Origin of the sequence: Micromonospora sp. NPDC005710, from assembly GCF_040630995.1 — a bacterium.
Lineage (GTDB): Bacteria > Actinomycetota > Actinomycetes > Mycobacteriales > Micromonosporaceae > Micromonospora.
On record NZ_JBEXYP010000001.1, the window covers coordinates 153,427 to 176,753 of the forward strand.

A 23,327-nucleotide genomic window follows, 5' to 3' on the forward strand; every position below is an offset into this window, starting at 1 on the left:
AGGAGACTCGCTTGGTCGGGCAGTGCCGTCTCAGGACCTGGCAGCCCTCAACAGAGGCTGCCCAGCGCCGCGTTCGCCCGGAGCCCGTCCCATATCGGCACTCAGCTTCCGCCCGTTTCGACGCCGCGCCTCGACACATCCTCGTGAACAGGCACCTCCGCGACGGGTGCTCGCTGCTGCGCATGAATCGGCTGGACAGCGCGGTGGACGCCTGCGCTCTCGGGCCTGAACCCAGCCATCGCCGACGGAACGAAGTCGGCCAGGTATTGCCGTGTCGCGTCGTCCGTTGAGTAGAACAGCACGCCACGAAGCCCTCGTGTCAGCAGAACGCGATAGGTGTTCCGGATGAGCTGGTCCGCCTCTTCGCGGCTCATCGGCCGCTCGGGGTGGGTCAGCGCTCGATCGCGCGACTTCCGGGGATCGCTTTCGAGCCGTCCGCCCCGAGCGACGAGATCCGGGCCGATGATCACGCCGGACCAGTCATATTCGAAGCCCTGAGCGGTGTAGATACAACCGACCTGATCGAACCCTGCAGGATCTGTGGCCCAGTAGGAACTGGCCGGGACTCCCGCGATTGGTCGTTCCGGTGCCGCGTTCCAGGGCTTGGCCCACGAACCTATTCGCACATCGAGGGGAAGACTCCCGTCCTTGTTCTGACGCCTCGTCCAAGGCCAGCAGAAGCCAGCGGATATTCGGCCGGTCTCACCTGCCTGCTCCCGGGCCCGGAGGATGGCCTCCATCTCCTCGGGCGAGGAGACCATGCCGACCTCGAACCGATCGTCTCCCGGCCACGGGTACGGGCCGGCATCGGTCATGCCCAGCAGACGCAACAACCACTCGTCGTACTTCGCGCTTCCGCCACACCGAAACTGGGCATCGAGGTGGACGAGGTCGACGTCATATCCCTGTCGGCGAGCGGCCCTCTCGATCATGTCGGCCCCGCCGACCTCGCCCGGGCGCACGACCTGGTGGTCGTCGAGCAGGAAGACCGGCACCTTCGCTGCCGATAGCAGTTCGTCCACCTGGGGAATGTCGCCTGTACGACCGCCCTTGTCAGAGTGCTTCCGAATGCGGTGCGCCTCATCACACACGAGGACATCGAGATTGTCCCGTTCGTCATCCATGAAGTCGCGGAAGAAGCTGAACAGCGGGCGAGTCCGCTGTCTCGGGTTCCGCGGGTCTTTGCGGGCGTAGCGCTGCAAGCTGAGGGTGAACGCCTTGGAACCGGCTGCGTGGGCCACCAGCCTGCCCTCGCCCGCGAGATCAGCCAGCAACGACAGGGCGACGGCGCTCTTGCCGCTCCCCGGACCGCCCGTAATGATGACGGCACGCTTCTTCCTGCCCTGTCTGGACTCCCTGACCGCTTGTGCCACCAATTCATATGCCCTGCGCTGCTCGTCGAGCAGTACGAAAATGCGCCGGCTGCCGAGTTCTGCGGCAGCGTGCGCAAGCAGTTGGCGGCTCGGCCGCACCGCACAGTTCAGGAGACGGTCCGCTGCTCGCGTGCCGCCTCGAGGAGCGAAGCGGCCCCTCAGGTAGCTGTTGAACTTCTGCCTGCGCTCCCTGGTGTAGACGAGATTTTGATACGTCCACTTTCCAACGACGAGGTCGGAGACCTTCTCCCTGGGCGCGTTATGCAGGTAGACCACGCCGTGCAGAGCGTCCGGCCAATCCCAGAGGGCCGTCAGATGGTCCGTGAGGTAGTCGCAGTACCCCTGCACCTGCAGGCGAGGATGGAGTTGTGGGCCAACCAGCCCGGGTACGCTGACCAGACCTGCCGCGTGGTCAAGACTGACCGCAGAACTCCACTGCTTCAGCTCCACCACCAGGTAGGCATCCCGGCCGGTGACCGGGTGGATTCCGGCAAGTATCACGTCGATCCGCCGGCTACTGCGCGGCATCTGGTACTCGACAAGCGCATCGATTCCACCAAGCCCCGCCTCGGTGAGATGCCGGGCAAGCTCCCCCAGGCTCTCTCGCCATGATCGCTTTTCGGCAGGCCGAACGTCATAGCCAGCGCGCCGCAGGAAGTTCGCGATCTCCCTGTCGAGGCGCCCTTCCTGATGCAGGATGAGTATCTCGTTAGGTGTGGTGCGAAACGCCAGCACTGGCAGGCCCCCGAGGCACGAAGATCTCGTGCGGTGGGGGCGTGTCCGTCGAAGGAAGCCCGTCGATCCGCTGAACTGGCCGTCACAGTATCGACACTGTGTGGTTGCCGCTACCCGGCTTCGGTCTCGAAGGTGATCTCCGGGGGCAGCCGGACACGCACCAGATTCCGCAGGTAGTCCTGCGTCTCCGAGTCTGTCGCGTAGAGCACCGTGCCGCGCATGCCCCGGGTCAGCAACACCTTGTAGGTGTTGCGGATCAGCCGGTCCGCCTCCCCGTCGCTGAGCGACTTACGACTGCGGAAAGCCGGATCCTTCGACTCGTCGCGGCGGGTCACCAATTGACCGTCGCGGGCCACCAGGTCAGGCCCGATGATGACTCCCGACCAGTCGTACTCGAAGCCCTGAGCCGTGTAGACGCAGCCGACCTGGCCGAAGCCGTTCGGGTCGGTGGCCCAGAAGGCGCTGCCCGGCGCCGAGCCGATACTGCGCTCGCTCCTGACGTTCCATGGCCGCGCCCAGGCGCCGATCGTCACGTCGGACACCAACGTGCCGTCCGGCCTCGGGTCGCTCCACGGCCAGCAGTAGCCGGCTGACATCCTGGCCGTGCCGCTCGCCGCCTGACGGTCGGCAAGGTACGCCTCCAACTCCTCCGGGGCCTCGGCGACCCGCACGTCGAACCGGCCGTCACCGGACCAGACGGTGGGCTCGCCGCCGTCGAGGCCGAGCAGGTCAAGGACCCATTCCTCGTACGCCTCGCTGCCGCCGCAACGGAACTGGTCGTGAAGGGACACTACGTCGACCTCCACACCGAGTGTCTTCGCGTAAGAGGAGATGACGTCCACGTTGCCCATCTCGCCGGGCTTCACCACCTGGTGCTCGTCAAGGAGGAAGACCGGTACGCGGGCGACGGAGATGAGTTCCTCCAACTGCGGGCGTGCCACATCCCGGCGCGCTTTGGGCGTGTAGCGGTTGACCGATGTCTCCCGCACGCGGTGCGCCTCGTCGCAGATGAGCACCTCGATGTCGTTCGGATCGGCGTCCATGAAGCTGTTGAAGTACTTGAACAGGCTCTGCACCCGGGTCGATCCCCGGCCCGCATAGCGACGCAGCGTCTGGGTGAAGGACCGGGAGCCGGTGGCGTGCAGCACCGGCCTGTTCCGGCGGGCCAACTCCCCGAGGACCGCGAGGGCGATGACGCTCTTGCCGCTGCCCGGCCCGCCCGCCACCACCACCGCGCGCTTGTGGTTCGCCGTCCGGGCCCGCTCGACGGCGTGCATGACCAGCTCGTAGGCCACGTGCTGCTCGTCGAGCAGGGTGAAGTGCGACCGTTCCTTCAGCTCGGCTGCGGCATACGCGAGCAGGTGCCGGCTGGGACGTACCGTGCTGGTCAGGAACCGGTCTGCCGGGCCAGCTCCCGAAGCGGGTGCGAACCGGCTCCGCAGGTGGTCGAGCCACTGCCCACGACGCTGCCCGGTGAAGATCCGGCTCTGTTCCGTGGCCGGTCGGTCGAACAGATCGACCACGTCGCGATCCACCGCGTTGTGCAGGTAGGCGGCACCGCGCAGCAGCTTCTGATCGCGGCCCAGCACTCCCAGGAAGTCGTTGAGATAGCGACAGTAGTCCTCCACCTGGACGCCGGGGTGCAACCGTGGTCCAGGCGCCTGTTCGACGGCGACGAGGGTGTCGGAGTCCTCGTAGGCCGTGACATGAGACCACTGCTTGAGCTCGACGACGAGATAGGAGTCATCGCCGGTTCGCGGGTCGACACCGGCCAGGACCGCATCTACCCGACGGCTGGTCAACGGAAGCTGGTACTCGACGAGCACCTCGACATCGGACAGACCCGCGTCGGCGAGATCCTGCGCGAGTACCGGAAGGCTGCGCGCCCATGATCGTTTCTCGGCGGGGCTGACCCCGTGACCGCCATGGCGAAGCCGCTCGGTCAGCACTTCGACGAGGGCACCATCGTTAGCGAGACGCAACAGACCAGCAGCTGACGTACGGTACGCCGACATCGAGAGGTGCCCCCGGGCAGCACGAAATGATCGTGCGGATGGGGGGCATGTCCCTACCTCGGAAGCCCGTCGGACCGCCTTACGGCCATGACTGTATCGAGGAGATCAACCAACGGCTACGACCGCGGCGCCTTCGCCGCGGACCCTCTCGCTGTCGCCACTGGGTAGCGCCGGGCGGAATCCGCCAGCTTGTCAGTCGCGGCGTCCACGAGGTCGATGTCGAGGACGTCGGCGAGCCGTGTCAGGTAGATCATGACGTCGCCGATCTCGGCGCGTACCCGCGCGCCTGCCTCGGGGTGCGCCATTACCTGGGCCGCCTGCTCCGGCGTCAGCCACTGCAGCTCTGCCAGCAGCTCGCCCACCTCGCCGGAGAGCGCCATCGCCAGGTTTTTCGGGGTGTGGAACTGTTGCCACTCGCGTTCCTCGGCGAAACGCCGGAGTTCTGCGGCTAGCTGACTGACACCTCGCACGGCGGATCCCGCATCGGATGGGCTGCCCATGCTCAGATCATCACATGGCGGGGCGGCGGCCCCGCCGCGCCGCTCGATCAACTCGACTTCCGGGATGTCGGGGTTTCCTGTCGCCCCGGAAGCCGCGTCATCAATGAACTCGTGTTGATCACGCGCGTTGCGCCGCCGAAGCGGGCGATCGAGGTCAGGCGGTCGCTACGACGTGGTCGATCACCAGGTGGGCGGCGCCGGTGATGCCGACGTCCTGGCCGGCGGCGACCCGTTCGATGAGCAGGGTCTGGGTGGCCAGCGGAAGGCACCGCTCGTAGAGGGTGGCCCGCATGCTGGCCAGTAGTGGCTCACAGTCGGCGAGCCGACCCCCGATGGCCACCACCTGCGGGTTGAAAAAGTTGACCACCACGGCCAGGATCTCGCCGACGGCGCGGCCGGCCTGGCGGGCGAGGGCGGTGGCCTGCCGGTCGCCGTCGTCGATCAGGCGGATCACACCGGTCAGGTCGTCGACCGGTACGCCCTGACCACGGAGCGCGGTGACGAGTGCTGCGCCGCTGGCCACCGCTTCCAGGCAACCGGAGTTTCCACAGGTGCACGGGGGCGCGGGATCGGCCACCACCCGGCAGTGGCTGATGTCGCCGGCCGAGCCCTGCGCACCCCTGTGCAACCGTCCACTGGAGATCACACCGGAGCCGATCCCGGTGCCAGCCTTGATGTAGACGGCGTGATCCAACTCGGAATGCGCGGTGCGGTGCGCGCCGAGCGCCATCAGGTTGGCGTCGTTGTCCACGATGACCGGCACCTCGATGCGGCCGGCGCAGAACGCGGCGACGTCGAAGCCGTTCCACCCGGGCATCCGTGACGGGCTGACGATCCGTCCGGTGGCGTGCTGCACCGGGCCGGGAATGCCGATGCCGATGCCCCGCAGGGCGTCGGCCGTCGTCGAGCCGGTCGCGGACGTGGTGGCGCCGGAAGAGGCGGCCAACGCCGTCACCTCGGTCAGCAGCGTGCCGAGCACCGCCTCCGGGCCGTCCTCGATGCGGACCGGCAGGGTGCGGGCCTGGACCACCCGCCCAGAGAGGTCCAGCGTGCCGACGCGGGCGTGGTGCGCGCCGAGGTCGATGGCGCCGACCACGGCACCGCCGGTGGGCACGGCGAGTTGGCGGGGCCGCCGTCCGCCCCGGGACCGCCCGGCGCCGGTCTCCTCCAACAACCCCTGGCTGATCAACGCCTCGACCCGCTGGGAGACCGTCGACGGGGACAGCCCGGAGAGGCGGGACAGGTCGGCCCGACTGACTGCCGCACCGGTGGCCACCCAGCGTAGTAGCTCCCGGGGGCCGCCCCGGAGGGCTTCGCGTGGCGCGTCATCAATCGTCACGTCAGCTTCTTAGCACCCGAAGTTTATTCAAGCAACCGGTTGACTTAGTTTGCTGGCTACCTTTAGATGGCGCTGTTCGTTCGATATGAAGCCGACTTAGTTCTGTGGTCGAAGAAAGTGAGGCCGCGTGGTGGCACCGGAGACAACGGGTGCGGACCGACCGATGGTGTCGGTACGCGGCCTGCACAAGTGGTTCGGTCCGCTGCACGTGCTCAAGGACATCGACCTCACTGTTGCCGCCGGCGAGGTGGTGGTCGTGGTCGGGCCCTCCGGCTCCGGCAAGTCGACCCTGTGCCGCTGCCTCAACCGGCTGGAGAAGGCCGGGCAGGGCAGCATCGAGATCGACGGTGAGCCGCTGCCCGCCGAGGGCCGCGCCCTGGCCCGACTGCGCGCCGACGTCGGCATGGTCTTCCAGTCCTTCAACCTCTTCGGCCACAAGACGGTGCTGGACAACATCACCCTCGGCCCCACCCGGGTCCGCCGGATCGCTCGACCCGAGGCACGGCAGCAGGCGATGGCTCTGCTAGAGCGCGTCGGTATCGCCGACAAGGCCGACCACCACCCGGCCCAACTCTCCGGTGGGCAGCAGCAGCGGGCCGCTATCGCCCGGGCCCTGGCCATGCAGCCGAAGGTGCTGCTCTTCGACGAGCCGACCTCCGCCCTCGACCCGGAAATGGTCAACGAGGTGCTCGACGTGATGGTCGCCCTCGCCGCCGAGGGGATGACCATGATCGTGGTGACCCACGAGATGGGGTTCGCCCGTCGCGCCGCCGACCGGGTGGTCTTCATGGACGACGGCCGGATCGTCGAATCCGGCACTCCAGACGACTTCTTCGCAGCTCCGCGCACTGAGCGGGCCCGCGACTTCCTATCCAAGATCCTCCAGCACTAGCCCCCAACGGGAGGGTGTCATGTCAATCCTCAAGATGAGCTTCACCGGGCGGCGGTCGCTCGCCCTCACCGCCACCGCGGTGGCGGTGACCCTCGCCGCGGCCGGCTGCGGCGGCGACGGCGGCGGCAGCACTCCGGCGCTGCCCGGCAACCCCGGCCTGGGCGGCGACGGCGTGATCGCCCAGTCGGTGTACGACGCCGCACCGGTCGCCACCGACGCGGACATCCCGGCGGGCTCGGCCATGGAGGCGATCCGCAAGCGCGGTTACCTGAACATCGGCGGCTCCCTGGACGCGCCGCTGCTCGCCCAGCAGAACCCGGTCAGCGGCACCATCGAGGGCTTCGACGCCGACATGGCGAAGCTGCTCGCGAAGTACATCATCGGCAAGCCCGAGGTGAAGACCACGACGATCGGCACCCAGACCCGGGAGGCCATGCTCCAGGCCAAGTCGGTCGACGCGGTCTTCCAGACGTACACGATCACCCCGCAGCGGGCCACCCAGGTCGCCTTCGCCGGGCCGTACCTCACCTCCGGCCTGGCGGTCGGGGTCCGCAAGGACGACACCGCGATCAAGAGCGTCAAGGACCTCGCCGGCAAGACCGTGATCGTCGGGGCGAACACCCCCGCCGTGACGGCGCTTCCCTCGGCCGCGCCCGGCTCGAAGCAGATCGCCTTCGGCACCGACCCGCAGGCGTTGCAGGCGCTGCTGCAGAAGCGCGGCGACGCGTACGTGCAGGACTTCACGCTGCTCGCCTCGGGCGCCAAGGCGAACCCGGGGATGAAGGTGGTGGGCGAGCCGTTCACCACCGAGGCGTACGGCATCGGCCTCAACAAGGAGGACGCCCAGTTCAAGGAGTTCGTCAACAACTGGCTGAAGAAGATCCAGGCCGACGGTACGTGGGCGAAGGTCTGGGAGGGCACCCTCGGTTCGGTGGTGGAGGGTGGCGCGCCCACCCCGCCCGCCCTCGGTTCCGCCGACGGCTCCTGAGCAGTCTCCCGTACCGATGGAAGCCCTCACCGCCCACCTGAGTCAGCTTGGCCACGGCCTGGTCACGACTGTCGAACTGACAGTCGTGACCACCGTCGGCGCGATGCTGCTGGGCATCGTCGTGGCCACTCTGCGGATCGCCCCCGTGCCGCTGCTGCGTGCCATCGGCACCGCGTACGTCGAGGTGTTCCAGAATTTGCCGTTGCTGGCGCTGCTGGTGCTCTTCGTGTTCGCGCTGCCGACCATCGGCATCACGTTCCCGCTGTTCACCTCCGCCGCCATCGTCATAGCGGTGTACGAGGGGGCGTACCTGGCCGAGGCGATCCGCGCCGGGATCAACACGGTAGGTGTGGGCCAGGCTGAGGCATCTCGCGCCATCGGGCTCACCTTCGGCCAGTCCCTGCGGCACGTGATCCTGCCGCAGGGACTCCGGGCGGTGATCCAGCCGATCGGCAACATCTGCATCGCGCTGCTGATGAACACCTCGCTGGCCGCCGCCGTGGGCGTGGTCGAGCTGACCCAGGCGGCGAACAATGTGAACCTGGTCGAGGCCCAACCGATCGCCGTCTTCACCGGCGCGGGCCTCGCCTACATGCTGCTGGCACTGATCATCGGTCAGGTCACCGGCCTGCTCGAACGAAGGCTGGCGATCGTCCGATGAACAAGACGCAACAGATCCTCTTCGACGAGCCCGGCCCTCGCGCCCAACGGCGGATCCGGATCGCCACAGTGCTGGGGGTGATCCTCCTGGCCGGTGGCGTGGTCGCGGCCGTCCACCAGTTCGCCAGCCACGGCGAGTTGGCAGCCGCCCGGTGGGAACCGTTCACCACCTGGCCGATCTGGCGGTACCTGCTCGTCGGCCTGTGGGCGACGCTGCGCGCCGCCGCCGCGACAGCAGTGCTCAGCGCCGCGCTCGGGCTGCTGCTGGCGCTCGGCCGGCTGTCGACGCATCGACCGCTGCGCTGGCTGGCCGGCGCGTACGTCGAGGTCTTCCGGACCGTACCCACCCTGCTGCTGATCTACGTGACGCTGTTCGCCCTACCGCAGTACGGGCTGAACTTCCCGCTGTTCTGGAAGCTCGTGGTGCCGCTCGTGGTCTCCAACTCGGCGGCGTTCGCGGAGATCTTCCGCTCCGGCATCCTGGCGCTGGACCGTGGCCAGACCGAGGCGGGCCTCGCCGTCGGGCTGCGCCGTGGGCAGGTGATGGCGCTCGTGGTCCTGCCGCAGGCGCTGCTGCAACTCGCCCCGTCACTGGTCAGTCAGCTGGTCGGGCTGCTCAAGGACACCTCGCTCGGTTTCGTGGTGAGTTACACCGAGCTGCTCTACAGCGGGCAGGTGCTCGCCTCGTACACCCATCTGTTGATTCAGACGTTCCTGGTGGTGGCGCTGATCTACCTGGTGGTCAACGCGTCGCTGTCGAAGTTCGCCCGCGTACTCCAGGCTCGCAACGGCCGCTTCGGCGGCCGGCGCGGACGGCGGACCGCCGAGCTGCCCCCACCGCTTCTCGAAGGGAACACCCCCCGGTGACCATCTCCCGCTACGCCGAACTGGCCCGGGTCGTCCGGAACGGCTTCGTCGAGAGCCGGCACTACGGCAGCGTCGTGGTGCTCGCCCCGGACGGGACCGTCGCCCTCTCCGCAGGCGTACCCGACGAACCGGTGCTCCCCCGCTCCACCCTCAAGCCGGTGCAGGCGTTGGCCTGCCGGGTCGCCGCCGGCGACGAGCTGACCGGCACGGCGCTGGCCCTCGCCGCCGGCAGTCACACGGGCGACGACAGGCACGTCGCTGTGGTGTGGGCGATGCTGGCCGGGGCCGGCCTGACCGAGGACGCGCTCGGCTGCCCGGTGGACTGGCCGGAGGACGAGGCGACCCGCGACCGGCTGATCCGCGCCGGTGGACAACGCGACCGGATCCGGATGAACTGCTCCGGTAAGCACGCCGCGATGCTTGTCGCCTGCGTCGCCCGGTCCTGGAGCACCCACGACTACCTCGACCCGGACCACCCACTCCAGCGGGAAACCGCAACGGCCGTCGCCCGACTGGCCGGCACGCCGGTCACGCACCACGCGGTCGACGGCTGCGGCGCACCGCTGTTCGGCCTGCCGCTGACCGGCCTCGCCCGCACCTTCCAGGCGTTGGTCACCGCGCCCGCCGGGAGCGACGAGGCACGTGTCGCGCAGGCAATGCGCCAACACCCGGAGTACGTCGGCGGCTGGCACGGGCACCCGAACACCGACCTGATGCGGGCGCTGCCCGGCGTCCTCGCCAAGGGCGGGGCCGAAGGCGTGCTCGCGGTGGCCGCACCGGACGGTCACGCGGTGGCGGTGAAGGCGATCGACGGCTCGCCCCGAGCCACCACCGCCATCGCCCTGGCCGCCCTCGACGCCGTGGGCGTACCCGTGGGTGGAGCCGACGCGCTCCGCCAGGTGCCGGTGCTCGGCGGCGGCGTACCGGTCGGCGCCGTCACGGCCCTCATCGACTGGACCACAGCGTCGCCTCGCACCTGAGCGGCATCGTCTCGCACGCAAGCGGCATCGCCTCGCACGGAGAAGGAAAAATCATGAACACTTTCGAGATCTGCATCGACAGCGTCGAGGGGGCCGTCGCCGCCGAGGAGGCCGGCGCCGACCGGGTGGAGTTGTGCTCCGCGCTCTTCGACGGCGGGCTCACCCCCAGCCTGGGCACCATCGAGACGACACTGCGCGCGGTCGACCGGATCCGGGTACACGTGATCGTCCGACCCCGGGCCGGCGACTTCATCTACTCGTCGTACGAGGTCGAGGCCATGGAGCGGGACGTGCGGGCCGCTGTGGCGGCCGGCGCGCAGGGCATCGTGATCGGCGCGTTGACGGCCGACGGTGACGTGGACGTGCCGACCACCAGCCGGCTGATCGCCGCCGCCGGCGACACCAGCATCACCTTCCACCGGGCGTTCGACATGACCCGCGACCCGCACGCGGCGCTGGAGCAGCTGATCGAGCTGGGCGTGCACCGGGTGCTCACCTCCGGTCAGGAGGTGAGCGTGCTGGAGGGCGCCCCGCTCATCGCCGACCTGGTGCGCCGGGCCGCCGGCCGGATCGTCGTCATGCCCGGCGGTGGCATCACCCCGCGCAACATCGCCCGGATCGTTAAGGCGACCGGCGCCGACGAGTACCACTTCGCGGCCCTGGTCAGCTCGGACAGCCCGGCTGTGCACCGCAACCCGGCACCGCTGATGGGCGGCAGCCTGAGCCGGCCCGAGTACGAGCGCTCCGGCACCTCGGGCACCCTGGTCGGCCAGGTGCTCGCCGCCGCCCGCGCCTGACCCGCCCGATCGCGCCCGGCGGGCGCCCGATCCACGCGGAATTGCGCCCGAAGGCGTGCTGATCGTGCTCGATCCATGAAGTAGTGGCGTCCCACGCTGGGGAGGCCACTACTTCACTGTTCGGGCGCGATCATGGAAAATCGGCTCCTTGGTGACCACCGCTCGCGCCGCGCTCGGGCCACTATTCGGGGCGCGCCGCTAACCGGTGGCGAGGTTGATGGCGACGCCGATCGGGATGGACGCCGCGAGCCCCGCGACCAACCACCACAGTTGCTCCCGCCGGGCCCTTCGCTGTGCCGACTGAAGGCCGCCCTGGATGTCGGTCAGGGTGTTCGCCATCATCATCAGGTCCGGGCCGCCGTCGGCGTGCTCGCCCGCGAGCGACCGCCGCATGCCGTAACGGCGAAGCCGGCTCGACGACGACAACGTCAGCTGATGCCTGCGAACGCGACGTGACCCGAACCCCGGCGGCTCCGGATCCCCGAAGTCGTCGGCAACGTCGCCAAGGTCACCGTCGTCGTCCGGATCGGGCAGCGGTTCGATGGTGAGGTAGACGCCGGTCCGCCGCAGGTGCGAGAAGCTTCGCCTCGGGTGGACCGCCCGCCACCACAGGCCACCGCCGCCGCCGAGCAGCACGAGGTTCGCCACTATCGCGCCGAGCGCCCACCGGTCCGTGACGACGAAGCCGACCGCACCAACGGGAATGGCCACCAGGATGAGTGCCTTCGCCACTGCCGTGCCGCTGATCCACCGCATACCTGCCATTGAACCGGCCCTGCCCGGCAGCCAGGGGCCCTGCTATCCGGAAGGCGACAGAAGTGGACGTCGACCTTCCGTGGTCGGCAGATGCTGAGGCGAGGACGATTCCGATAAGACGTGCCCGGCGGAGTCGCAGTCGCCTGCGCGACAGAACTTGCCCGTTGACGTATGTCTAGCCGGTTTACGGACCAGTGACCAACCGGCCAATGCAATCCGCAGGCCGCACGGTTGGAGCGACCTGACAGTCAGGCAACTCTTTCTGATCAGTCGTGCCGCTGCATGAGTCCTGTTTCCGCGCGAAGAAAAGGTAACTTCTCGTAGAACTACCGTTACAAGGAGTTTTGGATGTCAGAGGAGACCTGGCTCGCCGCCCGCCTAATTCCCACGTCCGGCATCAACGGAGCAGAGGAACAGGAACGCCGGGCAACATCAGCTGTCCTAGCGGTCATGAGCGCAGTGCGAGAATTCGGGCGTGTACTGACTCAGTCCATCGGAGCACCAGCCGGGAACGTGCAGACGTTCATAGAGGTTCCGTTCAAACTTGGCAGCCAGCAACTGTTTCCCGACGGCCTCATCCGCGTGAGTCGTGGCCAACGCCAGTGGACCGCCCTGGTAGAAGTCAAAACCGGCAGCAACCTGCTGCAGACTGAGCAACTTGAGGCGTACCTCGATATCGCCCGTGAGCAAGGCTTCGACGCCCTCATCACCATCTCGAACGAGATCGCCCCGATGGCAGGCCAACACCCCACTCCGATCGACAGGCGGAAGCTCAGGAAAGTCGCGCTATTTCACCTGCCGTGGACCGAAATTCTCACGCAGGCGGTGATTCAGAAGGAATACCGTGGTGTAGCCGACCCGGATCAGGCTTGGGTTCTCGGCGAGCTGATCCGGTACCTGGAGCATCCTCGGTCAGGGGCGATGGAGTTCAGCGACATGGGGCCAGCATGGGTGCCGGTTCGTGAGGCGGTGGCTGCTGGCACGCTACGAGCAGCCGACGGCAGCGCCCAAGCCATAGCCGGGCGCTTCGACGCACTACTGCGCTATGTATGTCTGCGCTTAGGCAGACGACTCGGCACCGAGGTAACCCCGGCCCTGAGCCGTCGCGACCTCGCCGACCCGGCCGCACGAACCCAATCCCTCGTCGGCCAGCTGACCTCCGGCGGGACGCTGACCGGGGGAATCAGAATCCCCGGCTCGATCGGATCGCTGCACATCACCGCTGACCTACGCGCTGGTCAGATCACCTGCCACGTCGACATCGATGCGCCGCGCACCGGAAAAGCGACGACCAGGATCAACTGGCTGGTACGACAGCTGAAGGACGCGCCTGAGACCACACGGATTGAGGCCTTCGCCATGCACGCCCGCGGCGGCACGGCAGATCTCCTTCGGGCGGTCCGCGAAGATCCTGCGATCCTGATCAGCGACCCTGGGCGGGAGTTGCGTGCCTTCCGGATCGCCCGGAGCACCAGCGCCGGGACCAAACGCGGCACCGGTCGGGGAGCGTTTATCGACTCGGTCCTCAACGCCGTTGACGATTTCTACGAACAGGTCATCCAGAACCTCAAGCCCTGGATGCCCACGCCCCCACGACTTCGTTCCCCTGAGGACGTCCAACCTACGCAGCCGGTTGCGACAAGCCTGGTGTCAACAGCTATCTCATCTCAAGACAGTCCAGAATTTCCCATGCCGAGCATTCAGGAAGGCGCCGAAGGCCAGCATGTTTCACCAAGCTAGCGACTGAGCCAGCGGAGGCGTGACATCGGAACACGATGACGGCTCCCTCTTCGCGTTGAGCGCTATGCCTCAAAGGTATAAATATTCCTCTGAGGTATAGCGCTCAACACAACAATGGCCCCGACCACCGGCCCGCCATAGCGGCCGGTGCGCTAGCTCGACGTCAGGTCGTTGACGCAGCGCAGCACCGGGCGGGTGGTGAGCGCCGCCGGGTCCAGCGGCCCGAAAGCCTGCACGGTGAAGGTTGTGGACTCGTTGGGCAGCAGGGTGATCAGGGCTTTGTCCGCGGAGGCGGAGGCGTCCAGCCGGTCCGGGAAGAGGGTCAGGTCGCGGAGCACCGTGCGGGCCGTCACCCGGACCCGCTGCCCGCCGTCGACCAGCTCCACAGTGGCGTCCCAGGCCGCCGGAGGCCAGTCGATCTCCCGGTCCTCGGCGAAGAACCACAGGGCGCGCTCCGCGGTGCCACCGGCCTCCGCGACCAACAGCTCGCGCCGGGCATCGTCCGGCCGCGCGAGGTCCGCCGGCAGGACCAGCACCACCGAGGAGTACGCCGGGACGTCGAGGGTTACCGAGGTCTTCGCCCTCGGCTCCCCGGTGAGCGTGAACCGGGTGACCGCCACGGGTGCGGTCCAGGCCTCGGCTGTCTCGTTGACGGCGACCACCGCCAGCCCGCCATCGCGGGGTTGCACGGTCAGCAGCCGGTCGGCGTAGGCGTGGCGCAGCGCGTACCACAGGGGTTTGCGGCGGCCGTCGCCGTCGACGGCCGACCAGGAGGTCACCGGCCAGCAGTCGTTGAGCTGCCAGACGATGGTGCCGGCGCAGACGTCCCGGTGGGAGCGGAAGTGTTCCACGCCGAGCTGGATCGCCCGGGCCTGGTTGAGCTGTGTCAGGTAGTGCCAGTCGTCGAAGTTCTGCGGGGCGGGCAGGTGCGCGTCGAGGCCCCGCTGGAGTTTGGCGTCACCGCCGGCCGCCTTCTGGTGGTGCGCCATGCCCGGTGAGTCGTGCGCCAGGGGTTCGTCGCTCAACGCGCGGCGCAGCGTCGCGTACGCGGGTGGGGCCTGGTAGCCGAACTCGGCGACGAAGCGCGGGACGTACTCCCGGTATCTGGTGTAGTCGTCGGTGTTCCACACGTCCCAGATGTGGGTGGTGCCGTGCGCTGGGTCGTTGGGGTGGATCGTCTCGCTGCCCGACCAGGGGCTGCCTGGCCAGTACGGGCGGGTCGGGTCCAGCTCGCCGACGATCCGGGGCAGCACGTCGAGGTAGTAGCCGCGCCCCCAGGTGCGCCCGGCGAGGGCCGGCTGCCAGTCCCAGTCGTGCCAGCCCCAGATGTTCTCGTTGTTGCCGGTCCAGAGCACCAGCGACGGGTACGGCGCGAGCCGGGTCACCTGCTCGGCGGCCTCCGCGGCGACCTCGGTGCCGAACGGTTCCTCCTCCGGGTACGCGGCGCAGGCGAAGAGAAAGTCCTGCTGGACGAGGAGGCCGCGCTCGTCGGCGAGGTCGTAGAAGTCCGCGGACTCGTACCGGCCGCCGCCCCAGACCCGCAGCAGGTTGACGTTGGCAGCGATGGCCTGGTCGAAGCGTTCGGCCAGCCGCTCCCTGGTGATCCGGGTGGGGAACGCGTCATCGGGGATCCAGTTGACCCCGCGGACGAAGAGCGGGACGTCGTTCACCGACAACACGAACGGGGTGCCGTGCTCGTCGGGTGTGGTGTCCAGCCGTACCGAGCGGAAGCCGATCCGGTGCGACCAGTCGTCCAATGTGCCGCCGTCGGGTGCGTGAAGGGTCACCTCGATCGGGTGGCGTGCCTGGTCCCCGTACCCCCGTGGCCACCACAGCGCGGGCTCGCGGACGGTGAGGGTCAGCACGGCGGTGCGCTGCCCGGCCGGGACGACCACTTCGGCGCGGACCCCGGCCACGGCGGCGCGGACGGTGAGCGGGACGTCGGCGACCCGCTCGACCTCGACGTGCACCTCCACCCGGCCGTCGGGACCGTCCATCGTGACGAGTGGACGGACGGTGGCCAGCCGGGCCGTCGACCAGGCGTGCAGGCCGATCTCCTGCCAGATGCCGGCGGTGACGAGCGTCGGCCCCCAGTCCCAGCCGAAGTTGCAGGCCATCTTGCGGATGAAGTGGAACGGCTCCGGGTAGGCGTTCGGCCGGTCGCCCAGCCGCTCCTGCTGTGCCTCGGCGTAGCGGTACGCGGAGTCGAACGTGACGGTCAGGTCGTTGTCCCCGTCCCGCAGCACCTGTCGGACGTCGAGGCGGTAGCCGCGGTGCATGTTCGCGGTGCGGCCGACCTCGACCCCGTTGACGGTGAGCGTGGCGACGGTGTCCAGGCCGGCGCAGACCAGGTCGACGCGTTCGTCGTCGCCCGCCCGGTGGACGAATGTGGTCTGGTAGACCCAGTCGGTGCGTCCGATCCAGGCGACCGCCCGCTCGTTGGCGTCCAGGTAGGGGTCTGGGATCAGCCCCGCGTCGAGCAGATCGGTGTGCACGCAGCCGGGCACCGTCGCCGGGACGGCCCGGCCGGCGACCGCTTCGGGCACCTGCGCTCCGGGAACCGCCCGCACTGTCCAACCGTCGTAGAGTGCCTGTCGGCTCACGATGTCCCCGCACCTTCTGCATCGAAAGATGCTGACTGAACCGGATAAGCTGAGCCACCGTACGGTTCGGGATTCGGGCTGTCAACGGTCAGAGAGCGAAGGAGCACGCCGGTGAAGCGGCCGACAATCGCCGACGTCGCCCAACGCGCCGGGGTGTCCAAGGGCGCCGTGTCGTACGCGCTGAACGGGCAGCCGGGCGTCTCCGAGGCCACCCGGCAGCGCATCCTGGCCATCGCCACCGAGATCGGGTTCAGCCCCAGCAGCGCCGCCCGTGCATTGTCGGCCGCCGCCGCCGGGGCGATCGGCCTGGCCCTGTGCCGACCGGCCCGGACCCTGGGCGTGGAGCCGTTCTTCATGGCGCTGATCAGTGGCGTCGAGGCCGAACTCTCCGCCCGCTCGTACGCGCTGACCCTTCAGGTGGTGGCCGACCACGACGCCGAGATCGCTGTCTACCGGCGCTGGTGGGGCGAACGACGGGTGGACGGGGTGCTCGTCTGCGACCTGCGCACCGACGACCGGCGCATCCCGGCACTCGAACATCTGCAACTGCCGGCGGTGGTGATCGGCGGCCCCGGCGGCACCGGTGAGCTGGCGAGTCTCTGGTCCGACGACGCCGCCGCGCTGACCGAGACGGTGGAGTACCTGGTCGCGTTGGGGCACCGGCGCATCGCCCGGGTGGCCGGCCTGCCCGACCTGCGGCACACCGAGATCCGCACCGACGCGTTCGCGGCGATCCGACAGCGGCTCGGCCTGGTCGAGGCGGTCACCGTCTGGTCCGACTACACAGGTGAGGAGGGCGGCCGGGCCACCCGCCGGTTGCTCAGCTCGGCCGAGCGGCCCACCGCTGTCATCTACGACAACGACGTGATGGCCATCGCCGGGCTCTCCGTCGCCCAGGAGATGGGCCTCACCGTGCCCGGTGACCTGTCCATAGTGGCCTGGGACGACTCGCCACTGTGCCGCCTGGTGCACCCGCCGCTGACCGCGCTGGGTCGGGACATCCCGGCGTACGGCGCGCACGCCGCCCGGCACCTGCTCGCCGTCGTCGCCGGGCAGCCGGCCGGCCGGGTGCAGGATGAGACGCCCCATCTCACCCCGCGCGGCAGCACGGCACCACCCCGCAGCAGATGAACCGGTTCAGCGGGACGCTGAGGGAAATTCCTCGAAGTACGCCTCGACCCGCTCGGCCGTCGCCGGTCGGGCCACCGCGAACCCCTGCCCGTACCGACAGCCACCCCGGCGTGCCCCCTCGACCTGCGTCGACGACTCCAACTCCTCGGCGACGATCTCGACGCCCAGCCGCTCACCCACATTCACCACCACGTCGATGAGCGGCGGTTGCCCGTCCGGTCGGGCGCCCACCAACTCCGGGCCCACCTTCAGCAGGTCGATGGGCAGACGGCGAAGCTGAGCCAGTGAGGCGTGCTCGGCCCGGAAGTCGTCCAACGCGGTGCGTACGCCGAGCGACCGCAGCCCGGCCAGGCGAGCCACCACAGTCGGCAGGTCACCGGCGACCCTCGGCTCGCTCACCTCCACCACCAGGCGCTCCGGCGGCACCCCGTACGCGGCGAGCACTGCCGCGAGCCGCTGGACGAAGTCGGGGGTGGTCAGCTCCCGGGTCGTCACGTTGACGGCCATCCACAGCTCCCGGACGCCCACCGACCAGTTGGACAGCTGCCGGCAGGCCCGGTCCAGCACCCACCACTCCAACTCGCCCACCAGGTCCAGGTCCTCGGCGACCGGCAGCAGCTCGGCCGGGAGGACCGTCCCGAGCACCGGGCTGCGCCAGCGCAGCAACGCCTCCGCGCCCACCGGCTGACCGTCGGCCAGGTCGACCACCGGCTGGTAGACGAGGTCCAGCTCACCGCGCGCCACCGCACCGGGCAGCTCGCGCTCCAGGTCGAGCCGGCGCACGAGCTGTTCCTCCAGGAACGCGTCGTACCACTCGACCCGGTCCCGGCCGAGCTGCACGGCCCGTCGTCGGGCCAGCTCGGCCTGCCGGAGCACGTCCGCCGGCCCGGCGCCGCCGACCTCTGCCAACCCGATGCTCGTCTGCACCCGGAGCATCGCCCCGGCCAGCCGGTAGGGCGGGCTGAGCGCGCTCAACAGTCGGGTGCCCAGCGCGTACGCCAGCACCGGGCCGGCGGTGGTGACCACAGCGAAGCCGGCACCGGCGCAGCCGGTGACCAGATCGTCGGGGGCGACGACCGCGCGGGCCCGGTGCACCGCCTCGGCGAGCACGTCCTCCCGGGCCGTCGGGCCGATCCCCTCGGTGCCGTGCAGGTCAACGAGCAGCAACGCGCCGGCCGGTGCCGGAACGTCGCCGATCGCGGCCAGGGCGTCCAGCAGGGCGGCCCGGTCGCCGGGGCTCGCCGCTGCGGGTCGCCGGTTGAGCCCCGACCACGCCGAGGAGTGATCGGGAGACCAGGTCGAGTCGCCACCCATCGCGCCCTCCGGGGCCCCCGTCGCCCGCTCCGGTATGCCCGGCCAGCGCCCCGGGGCCGCCCGGAGGTGCCGCAGCGACCGGCCGGTCGGTCGCCGGTGAGCGGCCCGCCGACCGGACGTCGGCGCGTCTTTCGCCCGCAGCAGCTCCCGCAGCACCAGGGGCGGCACCGCCGCCAGGGCCAGCAGCACACTCGTCGGGTCCGGTGCACGGCCGGCCGCCAGGTGCAGACCCGACGCCAGCAGCAGCACCGCCGCCGGGAGCACCGACCGGGGCCAGGCGGCGGCGACCGGCTCGGCCGGTTCCGCCGCATCCGCCGCACCGACCGCGACGAGCAACATCCCGAACACCAACGGGGGTACGGCCAGCAGGGCCACCCGCCCGACCGGCGTGGACGGCACCGTGGCCAGCAACACCAACCCACCCACTGTGAGCAGGACACCGCCCCGGCAGACCGCCGCACTCGAGCGCCGCCACGGCCCGGCGAAAGCGTTCAGCGCCGCCATGCCCAGCCCGCCGAGCGCCAACGCGCAGACCAGCCGAACCGGGACCGCCAGACCGTCCCCGGGCAGCAGCAGCCAGGCGGCGAGCGCCAGACCGACAGCCGGACCTGCCGACTCGACCAGCTCACGCAGCCGGACCGAGGCGGCCGGCCGGGGGCGGCCGGGGAGCCGGTACAGACCCGTCGTCGAGAGGGCCGCCACGACAAGCGACCCGACCAGCACGACAAGGGTGTGCCCGAGGCCGGTCAGGGGCAGCACGACGGCGGTGAGGCCCGCCGCGACCACCGCGGCGTCGAGTAGTACGCCCGCCGTACGCGCCGTCGGATCGGTGCCGCGCCGGGTGGCCAGCCGGGAGAGGCGCAGGCCGGCGAGTGTGGCGCCGGCACCGGCGGCCAGCGCGATCACCACCGACGTCGGGACCAGGTCGGCGGCACCGGCGAGGAGCAGCAGCGCCACCGCCGTGGACGTGGCGGCCTCGGGTGCCGCACGGCGGGGGACGAGGACGCGGAACGGGTACGCGAGGAGCACGGCGGTCGCCTTCGTGAGGGGGCACGGGGGCGGTGCGGCGGTGCGGGACATCGGACGTGACGAGTCCGCTACCCACGATTGGCAACGATGGACGGCCGAATTGGTTACTTGCCGGTCACTCAGGCGAGACAACGACAGGTGTCACTGTACGGCGTGACGCCGCCTGCTGGCACCGCCCCCCGCGAGCCGAAACAACCCCGGGTGGGATCATCGGAGGGTGAGTAAGCCCGACACGGTCCGCTTCCGGTACAACCAAGCCATCCTGGTGGCCGCGATCATCGCCTTCGTCGGCGCCCTGCCGTTGGCGAACGCCTCGGCGTACCTGCTGCCGGTGCTGCTGGTCCCGCTGGCCGTCGCCGTGTGGGCCTGGCGGGCCGGCACCGACGCCGACGCGCGGGAGCTGCGCATCCGGGCGCTCGCCGGGCAGCGTCGGATCGACTGGGACCAGGTCCTCGAACTGGCCACCGACAAGCGCGGGCGCGCCGTCGCCCGGCTCGACGACGGCCACCAGGTCACCCTGCCGGCCGTCCGGGGGGTGGACCTGCCCCGACTGGTCGCGGCGACCGGCCAGCCGCTGCCCGACGCTCCGGCGGACGCGCCCGGTCAGTAGCCGTCGACCACCGTGTTGATCAGCGGTTGCCCGGCGGCGAACCGGCGTACCTGATCACCCACCAGTCGGTAGGCCCGCGGCAGCAACCCGCGCACCGACCCACCCACGTGCGGGGTGAGCAGCACGTTCGGCATGTCCCACAGCGGCGAGTCGGCGGGAAGCGGCTCCGGGTCCGTGACGTCCAACGCCGCCGAGATCCGGCCGGTGCCCAACTCGGCGACGAGCGCCTCGGTGTGCGCCACCGGGCCCCTCGCGGCGTTCACCAGCAACGCCCCGTCCGGCATCGCGGCCAGGAACTTCTCGTCGATCAGGCCACGGGTCTGGTCGGTGAGCGGCACGATCACCACCACCACGTCCGCGTCCGGCAGCAGCCGCGGCAACTCCTCGACGGCGTGCACCCCCTGCTCTGGGCGGGCCGTCCTGGCGACCAGGGTGAAACTCACGTCGAACGGGGCGAGCCGGTCCCGCACCGCGGCGCCGATCGAGCCGGCACCGATGATGAGCACCCGCTTGCCGGTCAGCTCGTCGGTCGGGGCGTTCTCCGCGTACGCCCAGCGCCGCTCGGCCTGCGCGCGGACGAACGCCGGGAACGCCCGCAGCTGGGTGAGGATCGCGGTGACCACCCACTCGGCGGTGGACGGGTCGTGCACACCCCGGGCGTCGCAGAGCGTCACCGCTGGAGGCGTCCGGCCGGCCCAGGCGTCCGCCCCGGCCGAGAGCAACTGCACCACCGCCAGATCGGGCAACTCCCGCAGCAGCGCCGTCCCGTCCGAGCCACCCAGGAACGGCGGCACCCAGAAGCGGACACCGGCCGCCTCGGACGGCATCCGGTCGATGTGCTCGAAGACCTCGACCGTCACGTCCGCGGGCAGCTCACCCAGGAGGTTCAGGCCGGCCTGGTGCGGAATCCATACCTTCACGTCCGCCGACGATAGTCCCCGACGTGGCGGCCGGTGGAGGCATGGCGGCGAAACGGCGGAACGAGGGCTGGCGCGCCGGGCCGGGGCGGGCGAGACTCGGCACACAGATGTTCGACTCCCACCTCAACGATGTATAACGAAGGGTCGGAGGGCCGTCGTCCTCCGCCCCGGCAGACAGGTGCGCGATGACCGACGGCTCCCCCGGCCACGCCCGGCGTTCGATCCCGCCACCCTCGGCGCTCGGCGACCCGGATCGACTGCGCGCGCTCACCGACACCGGGTTGGACGCCGTCCCGGACGAGGCGTTGGACCGGTTCGCCCGGCTGGTCAGTGACCTGCTCGACGTGCCTGTCGCGCTCGTCTCCCTGGTCTCCGCGGACAGGCAGTTCTTCCCGGGCGCCGTCGGTCTGCCGGAGCCCTGGTCACAGCGCCGGCAGGCCCCGTTGAGCCACTCGTTCTGTCAGCACGTGGTGGACATCGAGATGCCGATGGTGCTGCCGGACGCCCGGCTCTACCCCCGCGTCCGGCACAACCTCGCCATCGACGACCTCGGCGTGGTCGCGTACGCCGGGATGCCGTTGACCGACCTCTCCGGGCGGGTGCTCGGCTCGCTCTGCGCCATCGACAACAAACCCCGCGCCTGGACTGCCGCGCAGCTGCGGACCCTGGCCGACCTGGCCGCCGCCTGCTCGTCGGAACTGCGACTGCGGATCGCGCTCGACGGCGCGCAGGAGGCCCGGCGGCGGGCCGTGCAGGCGCACGAGCGGCTGGAGCTGCTGGCCGGGGTGAGCGAGACGCTCGCCGACACCCTGGACGTGGGCATCGCGCTGCGGCGGCTCGCCGCCACCATGGTGCCGCTGCTCGCCGACTGGTGCCTGCTCACCCTGATCGGGCCGACCGGCCTGCCCCGCGAGGTGGTCTCGGTGCACCGGGATCCGGCCCGCGCGGCGGACGTCGACCGCTTCGGCGAGTTGCTGCGCACCGGGCTGAGCCCGGAGTCGAGCATCCGGGCGGTGCTCCGGACCGGCCAGCCCCGGCTCGGCAGCGTGGCGTCCCTGGCCGACGTGACGCGGGGCACCACCGACCCGGAGATGGCCACCATCGCCAGCCGGCTGGGCATCGCCTCGTACCTGAGCGTGCCGGTGCGGGGCGCCGGCGGCACCGTGCTGGGGGCGATCACCCTGGTCAATGGCGCCCAACGTCAGCAGTTCGACGACCGGGACCTGCTCACCGCCGTTGACATCGGCCGCCGGGCCGGCCAGTCGGTCGGCAACAGCTCGATGTACGGCGAGCAGCGGCACGTCGCCGAGGTCCTGCAACACAGCATGCTGCCCCGGCTGCCCGAGGTGGCAGAGCTGGAGCTGGCGGCCCGCTACCAGCCGGCGGCCGACCGGGTGGAGGTCGGCGGTGACTGGTACGACGCCTTCGAGCAGCCCGACGGGGACGTGATCGTCGCGATCGGGGACGTGGCCGGGCACGACATCGAGGCGGCGGCGACCATGGGCCAGCTGCGCAACCTGGTGCGCGGCAACGCCTTCGGCCGGCCGGACACGGTCGGGTCACTCATGAGCGACCTGGATGGTGCCATCCGCGGTCTGCGGCTGCCCATCGCCGCCACCGCGACGCTGGTCCGGATCTGTCCGCAGCGCGCCGGTGTGCACGAGATGACCTGGTCCAACGCCGGGCACCCGCCGGCCCTGGTGGTCCGCGGCGGCGGGGCCGTCGAGGTTCTCCAGGGCACACCGGAGCCGCTGCTCGGGCTGGCCCGTCCGTCGCCGCGGAGCAGCCACTCGACGAGCCTGGCCACCGGCGACACCCTGCTGCTCTACACCGACGGGCTGATCGAACGGCGGGACCGCTCGATCGACGAGGGGTTGGCCGAGTTGGCGGGCCGGCTGTCCGGCACCGACACGCTGGCCCTCGACGACCTGTGCGACCTGCTGCTCGCCTCGATCCGGGACCGTGAGGACGACACCGCGCTGCTGGCCGTACGGGCCCGGTGAGCGGTCCACCGGGGACATCGGGCGGGTGCATCGGCAGCCGTTGGATCTCGACGGGCCCGGCCGGGCCGCGCGGCG

The 23,327-nt window shown here is 70.2% G+C and carries 18 protein-coding genes; 10 read left to right on the forward strand and 8 right to left on the reverse strand.

Features of this window, described 5'->3' with window-relative positions; translation table 11 throughout:
- Positions 1-101: 101 nt before the first annotated feature.
- From ABZ406_RS00770 to ABZ406_RS00785, 4 genes are all read right to left on the reverse strand, one after another.
- Entirely contained in the window at positions 102-2,108 is a 2,007-nt protein-coding gene (locus ABZ406_RS00770; protein ID WP_357754782.1) for a DNA/RNA helicase domain-containing protein, read from the reverse strand.
- Positions 2,109-2,218: 110 nt separating this feature from the next.
- A complete protein-coding gene (locus ABZ406_RS00775; RefSeq protein WP_357754784.1) occupies positions 2,219-4,057 on the reverse strand; it encodes a DUF2075 domain-containing protein in 1,839 nt (612 codons plus the stop codon).
- Positions 4,058-4,239: 182 nt separating this feature from the next.
- Positions 4,240-4,623, reverse strand: coding sequence for a nucleotide pyrophosphohydrolase (locus ABZ406_RS00780; RefSeq protein ID WP_357754786.1), 384 nt, complete (start codon positions 4,621-4,623; stop codon positions 4,240-4,242).
- Between the two features lie 154 nt (positions 4,624-4,777).
- A complete protein-coding gene (locus tag ABZ406_RS00785; protein WP_357754789.1) occupies positions 4,778-5,962 on the reverse strand; it encodes an ROK family transcriptional regulator in 1,185 nt (394 codons plus the stop codon).
- Positions 5,963-6,125: 163 nt separating this feature from the next.
- Here ABZ406_RS00785 and ABZ406_RS00790 point away from each other — a divergent pair, with 163 nt between their 5' ends.
- From ABZ406_RS00790 to ABZ406_RS00815, 6 genes are read left to right on the forward strand one after another with little or no spacing between them, the layout of a single operon-like run.
- Positions 6,126-6,854, forward strand: coding sequence for an amino acid ABC transporter ATP-binding protein (locus ABZ406_RS00790; RefSeq protein ID WP_357754791.1), 729 nt, complete (start codon positions 6,126-6,128; stop codon positions 6,852-6,854).
- A 19-nt stretch (positions 6,855-6,873) separates the two neighbouring features.
- The gene (locus ABZ406_RS00795) at positions 6,874-7,842 is read left to right on the forward strand and encodes a glutamate ABC transporter substrate-binding protein (RefSeq protein WP_357754793.1); all 969 of its coding nucleotides are present in this window, start codon (positions 6,874-6,876) and stop codon (positions 7,840-7,842) included.
- 16 nt (positions 7,843-7,858) lie between these two features.
- Positions 7,859-8,503, forward strand: coding sequence for an amino acid ABC transporter permease (locus ABZ406_RS00800; RefSeq protein ID WP_357754795.1), 645 nt, complete (start codon positions 7,859-7,861; stop codon positions 8,501-8,503).
- A complete protein-coding gene (locus ABZ406_RS00805; RefSeq protein ID WP_357754797.1) occupies positions 8,500-9,369 on the forward strand; it encodes an amino acid ABC transporter permease in 870 nt (289 codons plus the stop codon). Before ABZ406_RS00800 ends, ABZ406_RS00805 begins: the two co-directional genes overlap by 4 nt.
- A complete protein-coding gene (locus ABZ406_RS00810; RefSeq protein WP_357754799.1) occupies positions 9,366-10,349 on the forward strand; it encodes an asparaginase in 984 nt (327 codons plus the stop codon). The genes ABZ406_RS00805 and ABZ406_RS00810 overlap by 4 nt, the downstream gene beginning before the upstream one ends.
- A gap of 53 nt (positions 10,350-10,402) precedes the next feature.
- Positions 10,403-11,146 carry a copper homeostasis protein CutC gene (locus ABZ406_RS00815; RefSeq protein WP_357754801.1) on the forward strand — a complete coding sequence of 248 codons (744 nt, stop codon included), beginning with the start codon at positions 10,403-10,405 and terminating at the stop codon, positions 11,144-11,146.
- Positions 11,147-11,344: 198 nt separating this feature from the next.
- Here ABZ406_RS00815 and ABZ406_RS00820 read toward each other — a convergent pair whose 3' ends face one another.
- A complete protein-coding gene (locus ABZ406_RS00820) occupies positions 11,345-11,902 on the reverse strand; it encodes a hypothetical protein (RefSeq protein WP_357754803.1) in 558 nt (185 codons plus the stop codon).
- A 348-nt stretch (positions 11,903-12,250) separates the two neighbouring features.
- Between ABZ406_RS00820 and ABZ406_RS00825 the strand changes: the two genes are divergently transcribed.
- Entirely contained in the window at positions 12,251-13,642 is a 1,392-nt protein-coding gene (locus tag ABZ406_RS00825; protein WP_357754805.1) for a stress response protein, read from the forward strand.
- 152 nt (positions 13,643-13,794) lie between these two features.
- On the opposite strand, the gene ABZ406_RS00830 is transcribed toward ABZ406_RS00825, so the two are convergent.
- On the reverse strand, positions 13,795-16,245 hold the full coding sequence (locus tag ABZ406_RS00830) for a glycoside hydrolase family 2 protein (protein WP_357754807.1): 2,451 nt from the start codon (positions 16,243-16,245) through the stop codon (positions 13,795-13,797).
- 111 nt (positions 16,246-16,356) lie between these two features.
- Between ABZ406_RS00830 and ABZ406_RS00835 the strand changes: the two genes are divergently transcribed.
- Positions 16,357-17,376, forward strand: a complete 1,020-nt coding sequence (locus ABZ406_RS00835; protein ID WP_357754808.1) for a LacI family DNA-binding transcriptional regulator — start codon at positions 16,357-16,359, stop codon at positions 17,374-17,376.
- A 6-nt stretch (positions 17,377-17,382) separates the two neighbouring features.
- On the opposite strand, the gene ABZ406_RS00840 is transcribed toward ABZ406_RS00835, so the two are convergent.
- Positions 17,383-19,719 (reverse strand): GGDEF domain-containing phosphodiesterase, encoded by a 2,337-nt coding sequence (locus ABZ406_RS00840; RefSeq protein WP_357754810.1) that lies wholly within the window; start codon positions 19,717-19,719, stop codon positions 17,383-17,385.
- Between the two features lie 217 nt (positions 19,720-19,936).
- On the opposite strand from ABZ406_RS00840, the gene ABZ406_RS00845 reads away from it, so the two are divergent.
- On the forward strand, positions 19,937-20,329 hold the full coding sequence (locus tag ABZ406_RS00845) for a PH domain-containing protein (RefSeq protein ID WP_357754812.1): 393 nt from the start codon (positions 19,937-19,939) through the stop codon (positions 20,327-20,329).
- Here ABZ406_RS00845 and ABZ406_RS00850 read toward each other — a convergent pair.
- On the reverse strand, positions 20,323-21,249 hold the full coding sequence (locus ABZ406_RS00850) for a 2-hydroxyacid dehydrogenase (protein WP_357754815.1): 927 nt from the start codon (positions 21,247-21,249) through the stop codon (positions 20,323-20,325). The genes ABZ406_RS00845 and ABZ406_RS00850 overlap by 7 nt on opposite strands.
- Positions 21,250-21,434: 185 nt before the next feature.
- Here ABZ406_RS00850 and ABZ406_RS00855 point away from each other — a divergent pair, with 185 nt between their 5' ends.
- Positions 21,435-23,252, forward strand: a complete 1,818-nt coding sequence (locus tag ABZ406_RS00855; protein ID WP_357754818.1) for a GAF domain-containing SpoIIE family protein phosphatase — start codon at positions 21,435-21,437, stop codon at positions 23,250-23,252.
- Positions 23,253-23,327: the final 75 nt, after the last annotated feature.